This is a genomic window from Microcoleus sp. (assembly GCF_049646505.1).
GTDB lineage: Bacteria > Cyanobacteriota > Cyanobacteriia > Cyanobacteriales > Microcoleaceae > Microcoleus.
Genome location: NZ_JBARVX010000237.1, coordinates 1 through 12828, shown reverse-complemented (window position 1 = coordinate 12828; position 12828 = coordinate 1). Strand labels below are relative to the sequence as shown.

The following is a 12828-nucleotide window of genomic DNA, read 5'->3' as shown; positions in this document are numbered from 1 at the left end:
AAGCAAGAAAATTTGCCCCATGGTAAGGGGGGGAAGCAAGAAAATTTGCCCCTTGGTAAGGGGGGGAAGCAAGAAAATTTGCCGATCGTAATTGGCGCACATTACGATACTGTACCCGGTACGCCTGGGGCTGATGATAATGCTACTGGGCTGGCTGTTTTGCTGGAACTCGCAAGGAATTTCGCACTTCAACCGCTAAAATATCCAGTACAATTAGTGGCCTTCGATATGGAAGAATACGGTTGTTGGGGAAGCAGCCATCATGCTGCTAAATTCAAGCAACAGAAACAGTCAATTCGGTTGATGATTTCTTTGGAAATGTTGGGTTATTGCAACAACAAACCCAACTCCCAAAGCTATCCCGCTGGGTTAAAATATTTTTATCCGAATATTGGTAATTTTATTGCTTTAATTGGGAACTTGCGGACGGTTCGCGATATGATTACTTTGAGCAAAAATATCCGCAAAGTCGGTCATCCTTGCGAGTGGTTGCCGGTGCCGAATCGAGGTTTGATTGTGCCGGATACTCGCCGCAGCGATCATGCTCCTTTTTGGGATAACGGTTATCCGGCGATTATGGTGACGGATACGGCTAATATGCGGAACCCGCATTATCATCAAGCGAGTGATAAGATTGAGACTTTGGATTTTGATTTTCTGGCGGGTGTTTGTCGGGGTTTGGTTGAGGCTATTCGGTATATGTAGCAATTTTTTGAACGAACCGCGAAGGCGCAAAGGGCGCGTTCGGCGAAGCCGTTCCCGAAGGGTAGGGTAGGAAGAAAAGAGAAGAGGAGAGAAAAAGATATGATTTTTATGAGTGTGAAGTTATGAAATTTATGAATTGACTTTAAGATAATTGTGTTGAATAATTCTGAATCAATAAAGCAACAAAATTCAGGAAAAAAATATGAATGCTGATTTTGCCGATCGCACTTCCTGGCAATTCTGGATCGATCGCGGTGGTACTTTTACCGATATAGTAGCCCAAAAGCCAGATGGTAAGTTAGTCATTCACAAGCTGCTGTCGGAAAACCCCGATCGCTACACCGACGCAGCAGTGCAAGGAATTCGCGATATTTTGGGGATTGGGGCGGGGGAATCGATCCCGGCGGGGGAGATTGCAGCGATTAAAATGGGTACGACGGTGGCGACAAATGCTTTGCTGGAACGTAAGGGATCTCGCACTATTCTGCTAATTACTAAGGGTTTCGGCGATGCGCTGAGAATTGGCTATCAAAACCGCCCGAATATTTTTGCCCGCCACATTATTTTACCAGAAATGTTGTACGATCGCGCGATCGAAGTTGCCGAACGCTACAGCGCTACAGGTGAGGAATTAATGGCTGTCAATCCCGATTTTATCCCGTCTTTGCAGCAAGCCTACGATGAGGGAATTCGCAGTTGTGCGATCGTATTTATGCACGGCTACCGCTACTCTGAACACGAAAAACAAGTTGCTAAGATAGCCAGAGAAATTGGCTTTACTCAAATTTCAGTATCTCACGAAGTTAGCCCGCTGATGAAGTTAGTTTCGCGGGGAGATACTGCGGTTGTCGATGCTTATTTATCTCCCATTTTACGCCGATACGTCGAACAAATAACCCGCCAATTATCCGTAGGGGCGGTGCCCCCGTGCCCGCCCTCTTCGTGTCCGCCCGATGCGTACCCGCCTCCTGACGCATCCCCAATGCCCAATTCCCAATGCCCCAAATTAATGTTCATGCAATCAAATGGCGGCTTAGTAGATGCCGCCAAATTTCAAGGAAAAAATAGTATTTTATCCGGGCCTGCTGGGGGAATTGTCGGTGCAGTTCAAACCAGCAAAAAAGCAGGTTTCGATAAAATTATTACCTTTGATATGGGCGGAACTTCGACAGATGTCGCCCATTTTAACGGCGAATACGAACGCGAATTCGAGACGGAAATTGCTGGGGTGAGATTGCGATCGCCCGTGATGGCAATTCATACTGTAGCAGCCGGTGGCGGTTCAATTGTGTTTTTTGACGGGGCTCGCTACCGCGTCGGGCCGGAGTCTGCTGGGGCTAATCCCGGCCCTGCTTGCTATCGCAAAGGTGGCCCTTTGACGGTGACTGATTGTAATGTGATGTTGGGGAAAATTCAACCGGATTTTTTCCCGAAAGTGTTTGGATTGGATGGAGATTTGCCGATCGCCACTGAGGTAGTCAGGCAAAAATTTGTGCAGTTAGCGGGGGAAATTGGGGGCGATAGGACACCGGAACAGGTGGCTGAGGGTTTTTTGGCGATCGCCGTGGAAAAGATGGCTAATGCGGTGAAAAAAATCTCGCTTCAGCGCGGTTACGATGTTTCGGAGTATACATTGTGCTGTTTCGGCGGCGCGGGGGGCCAACACGCTTGTGCGATCGCCGATAGTTTGGGCGTAAAACGGGTGTTTATTCACCCTTATGCGGGGGTGTTGTCCGCCTACGGTATGGGTTTGGCTGATGTGCGGGCTATTCGCGAAAGGGCGATCGAGGAATTATTAACTAATGAATTAATTGGTGATTTACAAGATATTTTAACCGAATTGGAGGCTGAGGGAAAGAGGGAATTGAACCGCAGAGGCGCAGAGGGCACAGAGAATGAGTCAGAGGTTTTAGTTATTAGGAAGTTGCGCTTAAAATATCAGGGAAGTGATTCGGTTTTGCTGGTAAATTTTGCGGTAAATCTTGAGGAGATGCAGGCTGAGTTTGAAGCATTGCACCGACAGCGATACAGTTTTATTATGCCGGAAAAATCGCTGATTGTCGAGGCGGTTTCGGTGGAAGTTGTAGAAACAATGGATGTACTGGAAGCATCCACAATTTCCCCCTCTTGTGGCACGGGCATCTTGCCCGTGCAGCCAATCTCTACCGTGCAAATGTATGTTGCTGGCGAGTGGCGGGAAACGCCTGTTTATCGGAGGGAAGATTTGCGATCGGGCGACTGCATTAGCGGCCCGGCTTTGATTGTTGAAGCCACGGGAACGAATGTTGTTGAGCCTGGTTGGAAAGGGGAAATCACCGAAAATAACGATCTAATTTTGAACCGCATATCCGCGCCGATCAACGCAGATAATACCAGTTATTATGGTGTTGAATTAGACCCGGTTTTGCTGGAAATTTTTAATAACTTATTTCGGGCGATCGCCGAACAGATGGGCGTCACATTGCAAAATACAAGTTCATCCGTCAACATCAAAGAACGCCTCGACTTTTCCTGTGCAATATTCGACCAAAACGGGCAATTAGTTGCCAACGCGCCGCACATTCCCGTGCATTTAGGTTCGATGAGCGAAAGCGTAGAAGCTTTAATTTTAGCACAAAGTCATACAATTAAACCGGGTGATGTTTATGTTTCTAACAATCCCTACAACGGCGGCACGCATTTACCAGATATCACCGCAATTACTCCCGTATTTGATAATTCTTCCTCCCTTCCTTTGTTTTATGTAGCCTCGCGGGGACACCACGCCGACATCGGCGGCATCACTCCCGGTTCCATGCCTCCGAATAGTAAAATAGTAACTGAAGAAGGCGTATTGCTGGACAATTTTCAGCTAGTAAGCGAGGGAAATTTTCGCGAACCAGAATTAGTGGAAATTCTCACAACCGGAGATTTTCCTGTTCGCAATCTCGCACAAAATATCGCGGATTTGCAAGCGCAAGTTGCTGCAAATAATCGCGGTGTAGCAGAACTGATCGAGATGGTAGAATGTTACGGCTTAGAAACGGTACAAGCTTATATGGGCTTCGTGCAAGATAATGCTGAAGAATCGGTGCGGCGCGTAATAGATGTTTTGCAAGATGGCGAGTTTACTTATCCGATGGATAGTGGCGGACAGATTAAGGTAGCTATTACAATTAACAAGTCGGCGCGCAGTGCAAAAATAGATTTTACTGGCACTTCTCCTCAGCAATTCAATAATTTTAATGCTCCGGCTGCGGTGTGTAAAGCGGCTGTGTTGTATGTTTTCCGCACCTTGGTAGATGACGATATTCCTCTGAATGCGGGCTGTTTGAAACCTCTGGAAATCATCAATCCTGCAGGCTGTATGCTGAATCCGCGCTATCCGGCGGCGGTGGTGGCGGGAAATGTGGAAACGTCGCAGAATATTACGGATGCTTTGTATTGTGCGCTGGGGGCGATCGCATCTTCCCAGGGCACCATGAATAATTTTACATTTGGAAATAACCGCTATCAATATTATGAAACAATTTGCGGCGGTTCGGGTGCTGGTGCAGATTTTGACGGTACTGATGCGGTGCAAACTCACATGACTAATTCGCGTTTAACCGATCCAGAAGTATTAGAATGGCGGTTTCCGGTGTTGTTAGAAAGTTTTGCAATCCGGGCGAATAGCGGCGGGAATGGATGTCATCGCGGGGGTAATGGAGTGGTGCGGCGAGTGCGGTTTTTGGAGGCGATGACGGCGGGAATTTTATCGGGGCGGCGGGTGATTTCTCCCTGCGGTTTGCATGGGGGTGAGGCGGGGAAAGTTGGGCGGAATTATGTTGAGAGATTTGATGGAAATGTTGAGGAGTTGGGAAGTACGGCGAGTGTGGAAATGCGATCGGGGGATGTGTTTGTCATTGAGACTCCTGGTGGCGGCGGTTATGGTACTATTGTGTAACACCAGTAAAATCAACTAAAGTTTAGAGGTGACTGTGATGGCTGACAGTTCTTTCTTTGATGAATCCAGAGATAATTCTTTAGTAAAATCAGAAATAGTTGCTAAATACTTTTGGGCCTGGGCAAAGGTAATTATACCAACAGCTAAGAAATGGAGTAATAAAATTGCCTATATTGATTTGTTCTCTGGGCCCGGTCGCTATCAAGACGGTTCTAAGTCTACCCCATTACTTATCTTAGAACGTGCTATTGCAGATAAAGATATGCCACAAATGCTAGTAACCTTGTTTAATGATAAGGACTCAAATAATACTCATTCTCTCCAGCAGGCTATAGAATCCATCCCAGATATAAGCAGGTTAACCCATAAGCCAATTATTTTAAACAAGGAGGTGGGAGAAGAAATTGTTCAAGCAGTTAAACAAATCAATAAGATTCCTACGCTATTTTTTATCGACCCTTGGGGTTATAAAGGCTTGTCACTTGCGCTAATTGGAGCGGTCATCAAAGATTGGGGTTGTGATTGTATATTTTTCTTTAACTACAACCGGATTAACATGGGATTGCATAATACAGCCGTAGAGAAGCACATGAATTCTCTCTTCGGTAAAGAACGAGCTGACAATCTTAGGGAACAACTTGAATTGACGAAGCAACCAGAGGAGCGAGAGTTAATAATTGTGGAGGCTATCAGTCAGGCTTTGAAAGAAATAGGTGGCTCATATGTACTCCCATTTGGCTTTAAAAATGAATGCGGTAATCGGACTACCCATCATTTAATTTTTGTCTCAAAAAATGTTTTGGGTTATTCAATTATGAAAGAGATTATGGCTGGAGAAAGCTCTAGTGCTAAACAAGGTGTTCCTTCTTTTGAATACAATCCAGCCCCACCTAAATATCCCCTATTATATGAGCTTTACCGTCCTCTGGATGAGCTTGAACATTTGTTGTTGGATGAATTTCCCGGTCAAACGATTACTATGGAACAAATTTACAATCAGCATCATGTGGGCAAGCGTTACATTAGTAAAAATTACAAGGAAGCTCTTAAGAAACTAGAACAACAAGGTAAAATTATCGCCGATCCACCTGCCAGTAAACGAAGGAAGCACCAAGGAGAAATTACATTTGGAGATAAGGTGAAAGTTACATTTCCACCAAAGTAGGTGTTACTACTTTATTGGAATTCCGACTCATTCTGAAAGTGTAACCATTGAATTGCTTTTGATGTTTATTCCATGCTTCCGGCATTTCATCCCAAATTTTATCATCGAGAAGTCTGCCAGCAGCTTTAGGTGTTCTACCTCCCCATTGCTTGAAGAAAAACGCGACTTCAGCATCTTGACATTGCTGCTTGATACGATCGACCCATTCAGGTTGCATGGGACGGTGTTTTACTCCCGATTCTCCGCCAACTATTACCCAATGAATGCCTTTTAAATCAAGCTCCAAAGCACCTAAAAGTGGTTCGCACGATAGGAATCTGACTTTTGCAGGTACTTGTCGCAAACAGTCAATCCTGTTAACGTAGTTTTGATTTTCAACAGACACACCCATCCAAATATTATCAGACCATTCAAGTTGAGGGGCTAACTCTACTAAACGTTTATCTCGCTTGGTAAGGATTTGATAAATGTGATGAGGAGTTTCACGCATTACATCAAAGACTTGTTTCAAAAAATCAATAGAAATATCTTCATGGAACAAATCGCTCATTGAATTAACAAAGATACGACTTGGCTTTCGCCAACCTCTAGGTTCGTTCAAACGCTTGGGGTGTTCTTGAAAAGTAAACCCATTAGGAAAATTAGTATGGAAACGCTTTGTTAATGCTTCTGCATAACAATGCGTACAACCTGGACTGACTTTATCGCAGCCAGTTGTTGGATTCCATGTTCTGTCCGTCCATTCGATACCAGTATTAATGCTAGACATAGAAACACTTGACCCTTGAAACAATAAATTATCTTTTGATGTGCGCTGGATACATATAGTTTATATGTATCAATTTAGATTGATGCAGCATCGCCTACAACTCCATTATATAATTAAATTGACGTAAATATCAACAAGTTTTAAGCAGTTGCATCAAATGTAGATCGTAGTGTAGAATCATGCTGCACCAGCATTTATTCCCACAACCGTTCCAGAACAATTGTGCAAACACCTGTTTTTTCCGAACTAAACCATCCTGTGGTCAAATCCCTGTTCCACCACAGCGATCGCGAATTATTGACTTTGTTTCAAAACCATCCCGATCAAGGTCGCTTCTTCACGGCAATTTTTTGCCGCTACGCTCAAATTGTCCACTCCCTGATCCGCCATTCCGTGCGATCGCCCGTACAAGGCGATTACCTGTTCGCCCACACTTGGCTGCACATCTATCACGAGCTCCGAGGCCTCGATTTGCGCCACGAAATGCCAGAGTCTGATGGCGGGAATCTCAGCCTGCAAAACTGGCTGATCAATGTCACCGCTATCTGCATCAATCAAGCTGAATTGCCCCCTGTTGAAACGATTCACTACTCTTTGCAATCGGCTCCGCCTCCGCTTTGGTGTTACGTCAAACAAGCCTTAGAATTGTTAGCCCCGCTGCCGCGTTTAGTCGTGTTGATGGCTCAGACTTTCCGCTGGAGCGAAACACGAATCGCAGCTTATTTGCAAGCAGAAGGTGAAGCAATTTCGCCCGCTCAAGTCAAGGCTTTGCTCCAAAAAGGATATCAAACTTTAGAATCAAATCTGCCGGAGGATATTCGCGCTATTTATCTAGATGAACATCTAGAATATCAACAAGCACTTGTCTAGATATTGTATCCGATAACTTCGCTAATACCAATTATTCTTCAGTCCGCTAGGAGTGGACTTCGTTTGACAAGGAGCGGTTTCAACCGCCGACTCCTGAAACTCAAACTCAGACATAATATAAGAGGTGGAAATGGCAGTTTATCAAGTTCGGCTGGTGAATGAAGCTCTGGCGCTCGATCGCACGATCGCCGTACCAGACGACCAGTATATCTTAGATATAGCAGAAGATGCCGGCATCCGCTTGCCCAATGGATGCAAGCAAGGAGAGTGTTCTGCTTGCGTTGCTAAACTGCTTGGCGGCGAAATCGACCAAAGCGAACAAAAGTTTTTGAAGCCCTCAGAATTGCAAGCTGGCTACGCTGTTACCTGTGTCGCTTACCCACTTTCTGATTGTACTTTGTTAACGCATCAAGAACAAGTTTTGTATCAAGCAGCTCTTTATTTTAAGTAATACCATATTTCAAATATGTGGTATAGATGAACTCTTAGCCCCCCCGAACTCGCGGGGGGGTTGGGGGGGTAATATCTAGCGCTACTTTATAAAATTGGTATAATGCAAAGTTCTTTATTATTGAGTCTCGCGTTGCGCGGAGTTTGTTTGTAGAGTCGCGAATTCTATTCGCCGATAAAATCGTTATCAAAGCAGATTTAGTTAATTAAAAGTGCGCGCAGCGCGCACCTTTAATTAACACTTAAAAATCAGCTATGACTGACGATCGATATGCAGCAATTGCAGAATTCGCTGGAGCGGAATTTCTGCCAAATCCAAGCGGTACTGGAGTTCGTCTGACAACTCAGAAACCGCTTTTTCTAAGATGTAAGCATTCAGCAAAACTTCCAATTCCGGTACAGATTTTGGCAAGAAACTTGCATCCGCTGCTGTTGACAAATAGCTCTTGAGAAAAGTCAGGCTAACCCAGCGGTGCCAAACATTCGCCCACTGCTGCATTTCTGATAAGTTTTCAGGGCGGATTATGCCGCTTTCTACTTCGTTCCGCAGCGCCATAGTAACGGCGTAATTGAAAGATTGCAGCATTCCGGCCACATCTCGCAAAGGCGACCTCTTCATCCGCCGCTCGCTTAACGGTCGATTCCGTTCTCCTTCAAAATCAATAATTACGAAGTCTTTCCCTGTATACAGAACTTGTCCGAAATGAAAGTCTCCGTGACAGCGAATTCTGTCGGCGGTGATTCTCAAGTTCAAAATAGACTTGAAACGTTCCATCAGGAAGTCTTCGCGGTTGAGAAGAATTTGTCCCAACTTTTGCGTTTCCGGCGGCAGTTTAGACAGCCGCTTTTTCAACAGCAGCAAAGTTCTTCCTGCCAGATTTCTCATGTATTGATAGATGGAACGCTGGTAAAATGAGGTGAAATTTTCTGGAGCAAAAGCGGGATTTTCTGTGTCAGAACCTAAAGCGAGGTGGAGTTCGGCTGTCCGCTGACCTAAAAGTTCTGCTGATGCTAGGTAAGAGCCGATGAGTTCGCGAGCTAGTGCGGGTACTTCTAGGGATAAATCGGCTAGTAGCGAGCTTGACTGTCGCATTTGTGCGGTCAAAGCGCTGGGTAAATAATCTTCGGGGGAAGTAGATAAAATATCGCTGGCATACTTTGCTTCTACTGTCATTACTTGCTCGAAATAGTCCCGCAGCGTGTCTAATGTATAAGACCAAGCATCCCTGCTGTCGGGGATTAGTTTTTGCAGGATTCCGACTGTAACTGCTTTTTGATCGGCTGTGCGATATTCCAATTGTCCCGAAATAGGAGCGTAGTTTTGGAGCGAGTGGCGATCGGTTAAAAAGCGTCCTATTTCTAATTCGGGGTTGATTCCTTCCTCGAATTTTCGCAAGATTTTGAGGACGAAGCGATCGCCGTAACCTGCAGATGTATTGCTTTGTTCTTTTTTGAACAGGTACGGTTCTAGCTGCGATAAATCTTGTTCTGGGTTAAATGAATTTTCGGAAATTCCTACCAGTTCGCCCGCTGTACCTTTGTAACTGGTATTCGCGGCGATCGCCTCCAGCAGCTCGCTCAGAAAACCTTTGTCCCCAGCAGCGTCAAATAGCACTCCGACTTCCTTGGTTTCTGGGAACTGCAAATGCGCGATCGTCGGTCGATCGTCCGTCTCGCCTTTCATCTCTTCCCAACCTAAAGGCAAAACGTAAGTTTCCGCCATACCTTCGGTATAATTCAAATGCAAAAACAGAATGTAAACCGTAGATTGCTCCCCAGCACTATTTTTATATCCAACAGGTACAATTTCATTAATTTCTAATGATTGAATTATCCTGTCTGCACCGCTAAACCAGCGATTGGATTGCAAGTAATTCGGCAAAAGAGAGATCAACATATTGCTGAGCTGACTTTTAGGAGAAAAAGCAGTTTCCCAAGTACCGACGACCGCCAAACTCGGCAAATCTGTTTTCAAACCGTGGTGCGAAAAATCCTCATGCTTAACAGTAAGAGTAAACCAGTAAAACGTGTGAGGGCTCAAGCTCAAAAAATAAGGCGATTCCCCAACTGGCGGAAACTCAGTGCGGCCGAAAATCTCCACCGGAACAGCACCTTTAAACGGCGAAAGGTCTAATTCTGCCGTCTGGACGAAGCGCGATAAATTGGTGACTACGAGGATGTGTTCGTCTTGATAGGTGCGGACAAAAGCTAAAACTTTGCGGTTTTCTGGGTACAAAAACTCGCAAGTTCCGCGGCCGAATGCTTGGAAGCGCTGGCGCACAGCAATCAAGCGTTTCATCCACCACCACAGAGAACTCGGATTCGCCCGCTGCGCTTCGACATTAACAGATTCGTAGTGATATTCAGGGTCAACAATTGGCGGCGCGTACAGCCGCTGCGGGTTAGCGCGGCTGAAACCGGCATTGCGATCGCTGCTCCACTGCATCGGAGTTCTCACCCCGTTGCGATCGCCCAAATAGATATTGTCACCCATGCCAATTTCATCGCCGTAATAAAGCACCGGCGTACCAGGAAGAGACAGCAGCAAAGCATTCATCAACTCAATCTGGCGGCGGTTGTTTCCCATCAGCGGAGCCAAGCGGCGGCGGATACCCAAATTAATTCTCGCCTGAGTGTCTTGAGCGTAAACCCGATACATATAATCTCGGTCTTCATCGCTCACCATTTCCAGCGTCAATTCATCGTGATTCCGCAAAAACAATGCCCACTGACAGTTATTGGGAATCTGCGGAGTTTGCTGGAGAATGTCGCTAATCGGAAAGCTATCTTCCATGTGCAAAGCCATAAACAGACGCGGCATCAACGGAAAATGAAAGTTCATGTGACATTCATCCCCAGCCGAATAATATTCAACCGCATCTTCCGGCCACTGATTCGCCTCCGCTAGCAGCATCCGGTTGGGGAATTTTTCATCTACGTGCTGGCGCAACTGTTTGAGGAAAGCGTGAGTTTCTGGCAAGTTTTCGCAGTTAGTACCCTCGCGCTCGTACAGGTAAGGTACAGCATCCATTCGCAATCCGTCTACGCCCAAAGCCAACCAGAAATCTACCACATCTAAGATTGCTTGGCGAACGGCAGGATTGTCGTAATTCAAATCGGGTTGGTGGGAATAAAAACGGTGCCAGTAATAAGCTTTTGCTACCGCATCCCAAGCCCAATTAGATGTTTCAAAATCTTGAAAAATAATCCGAGCATCTTGATATTTTTCCAGCGTGTCGCTCCACACATAAAAATCTCTTTCGTTACTGCCTTTCGGAGCGCGCCTCGCTCGCTGAAACCACTCGTGCTGGTCGGAAGTGTGGTTGACAATCAACTCAATAATGACTCGAATTCCCCGCTGGTGCGCTGCTTCTAAAAGGTTTTTAAAGTCATCTAAGGTGCCGTAAATCGGGTTGACGGTGGTATAGTGAGATGTATCGTAGCCGTCGTCTCGGAGCGGTGAGGGAAAAAATGGCAGTACCCAAATGGCTGTTACTCCCAAGGTTTGCAGGTAATCGAGTTTTTTTGTCAGTCCTCGAAAGTCGCCGATGCCGTCTGCATTGCTGTCGGCAAAAGCGCGAATTGGTACTTCGTAAATGATAGCATCTTTGAACCACAAGGGATCGTCATTTAACATTGAGATTGCCATAATTTGTCTGGGTAATTGGTAATGGTTATTTGGTAATTGAGATTTAGTAATTAAGATTTGTTGTTTCAAATCCAAACCGATAGATTATAACTCATATCTTTGCCCAGTTGCTCGTGCTAGCGGCATAGTTTTAATCGTAATTTTTTAACGCAAAATTTATAATTTCTTAACTAAAATTTTACAAGAGCCAATGAATTTTGCGATCGCAGATACAGCATAAAATTCGAGTCTGGTGGGGGATGCTGCATCGGTGCGCGCTCAGCAGACGCTACATACTGGTGGCGCTGCAGGCCGTACACGCGCAAATTTCCGGTCAAGTGCTCTCACCTTCTCTCACTTTCCTCAAAGGTGTGGTATTTACTACCTGCCGGACGGTTGCCACGACATTACACTACCTTGACGCGATCGCTCAAGGTTTGTTACATTTGTTTACATAACGCAACAAAAGTTAAGGAAAAACCGCCATGACTATCGTAATCGCCCTTTTAATCGTCGGTTGGGTAGCAGCCTCAGTAATTGGCACTCAAGCATAGCTGGTAAAAGTATAGTCGTTTATTACATGACATGGGAGGCATTGAGTCCCTCCCCTTTCGCTTTCACTTCGAGCGGATTAACCCGCCTTGGCTGAACTACACAGCTCCCTATCCCATCACTAAACGCATTTGGGATTGATTTTCTCAAAATATTATAAGACCCGTTAACATCGGCATTAATCAATCGACCCTCCGACGTTTTGTACAATCCTCTCTTAATTCGCTTCCCACTAAATGTGACATCCTGGGCTCCAATATTCCCGTATACAGGAATTGGATCTAAATTCAGGAAGTTTGATTTGGAAGTATAGGATTCTTCTTGCTCTATTACCTTTATTCCCATCAGTTCAGCTTTGTATTTCAACATCTCAATTAGTCGAGTATGAGGAATGCTGACAAAGTTTTGATTGGTTTTCTTGCCTAAATTAATCTCATTTTTCCATTGTAAGTTTTTGCCAATTACTAGCGTCCCAATCTTTTGTGATTCGAGCAGATTGATAATCTGCCGACTGCTGTGATGCAAGTAGTTATCAACTTTTTGATTGCGACAACGAGTCAGGCGTTGAATCCGTGATGAGGAGAAGCGATTTCCTTTTAATTGAGATTGCAGTTGTGCCTTACGCTTGTTGTAGAACTGATTAATTGATTTCAGTGGTCGCCCGTTAATCAGTAAAGGGACAAATCCCGGCTGATTTGAAGTTAACGCCACTAAATTATTCAGCCCTAAATCGATACTAGCTACTAATTCTTTTTGGTTTTCAT

Annotated in this window: 9 protein-coding genes; 6 read left to right on the top strand and 3 right to left on the bottom strand. The window is 45.2% G+C overall.

Going from position 1 to position 12828, the window contains the following annotated elements; genetic code table 11:
- From WBA89_RS12820 to WBA89_RS12810, 3 genes are all read left to right on the top strand, one after another.
- The coding region (locus WBA89_RS12820) for a M20/M25/M40 family metallo-hydrolase (RefSeq protein WP_424406917.1) at window positions 1-705 on the top strand (705 nt) is incomplete at its 5' end.
- Window positions 706-907: 202 nt separating this feature from the next.
- Window positions 908-4630 (top strand): hydantoinase B/oxoprolinase family protein, encoded by a 3723-nt coding sequence (locus WBA89_RS12815; RefSeq protein WP_424406915.1) that lies wholly within the window; start codon window positions 908-910, stop codon window positions 4628-4630.
- Between the two features lie 37 nt (window positions 4631-4667).
- Window positions 4668-5795, top strand: coding sequence for a three-Cys-motif partner protein TcmP (locus WBA89_RS12810; protein ID WP_424406913.1), 1128 nt, complete (start codon window positions 4668-4670; stop codon window positions 5793-5795).
- On the opposite strand, the gene WBA89_RS12805 is transcribed toward WBA89_RS12810, so the two are convergent.
- Window positions 5776-6564 carry a DUF5131 family protein gene (locus tag WBA89_RS12805; RefSeq protein ID WP_424406911.1) on the bottom strand — a complete coding sequence of 263 codons (789 nt, stop codon included), beginning with the start codon at window positions 6562-6564 and terminating at the stop codon, window positions 5776-5778. The two genes, WBA89_RS12810 and WBA89_RS12805, sit on opposite strands and share 20 nt — an antisense overlap.
- A gap of 222 nt (window positions 6565-6786) precedes the next feature.
- On the opposite strand from WBA89_RS12805, the gene WBA89_RS12800 reads away from it, so the two are divergent.
- Window positions 6787-7434, top strand: a complete 648-nt coding sequence (locus tag WBA89_RS12800; protein ID WP_424406909.1) for an RNA polymerase sigma factor — start codon at window positions 6787-6789, stop codon at window positions 7432-7434.
- A gap of 130 nt (window positions 7435-7564) precedes the next feature.
- A complete protein-coding gene (locus WBA89_RS12795; RefSeq protein WP_424406907.1) occupies window positions 7565-7885 on the top strand; it encodes a 2Fe-2S iron-sulfur cluster-binding protein in 321 nt (106 codons plus the stop codon).
- 252 nt (window positions 7886-8137) lie between these two features.
- On the opposite strand, the gene treS is transcribed toward WBA89_RS12795, so the two are convergent.
- A complete protein-coding gene (gene treS / locus WBA89_RS12790; RefSeq protein WP_424406905.1) occupies window positions 8138-11521 on the bottom strand; it encodes a maltose alpha-D-glucosyltransferase in 3384 nt (1127 codons plus the stop codon).
- A 209-nt stretch (window positions 11522-11730) separates the two neighbouring features.
- Between treS and WBA89_RS12785 the strand changes: the two genes are divergently transcribed.
- On the top strand, window positions 11731-11970 hold the full coding sequence (locus tag WBA89_RS12785; RefSeq protein ID WP_424406903.1) for a hypothetical protein: 240 nt from the start codon (window positions 11731-11733) through the stop codon (window positions 11968-11970).
- A gap of 118 nt (window positions 11971-12088) precedes the next feature.
- Here the strand turns inward: WBA89_RS12785 and WBA89_RS12780 are convergent.
- The coding region (locus tag WBA89_RS12780) for an RNA-guided endonuclease InsQ/TnpB family protein (protein ID WP_424406901.1) at window positions 12089-12828 on the bottom strand (740 nt) is incomplete at its 5' end.

What these genes read in the sequence shown, in the direction of transcription:
- WBA89_RS12795 (WP_424406907.1), top strand. Translation starts at nt 7,565, where the DNA reads ATGGCAGTTTATCAAGTTCGGCTGGTGAATGAAGCTCTGGCGCTCGAT.
- WBA89_RS12815 (WP_424406915.1), top strand. Translation starts at nt 908, where the DNA reads ATGAATGCTGATTTTGCCGATCGCACTTCCTGGCAATTCTGGATCGAT.
- WBA89_RS12810 (WP_424406913.1), top strand. Translation starts at nt 4,668, where the DNA reads ATGGCTGACAGTTCTTTCTTTGATGAATCCAGAGATAATTCTTTAGTA.
- treS (WP_424406905.1), bottom strand. Translation starts at nt 11,521, where the DNA reads ATGTTAAATGACGATCCCTTGTGGTTCAAAGATGCTATCATTTACGAA.
- WBA89_RS12805 (WP_424406911.1), bottom strand. Translation starts at nt 6,564, where the DNA reads ATGTCTAGCATTAATACTGGTATCGAATGGACGGACAGAACATGGAAT.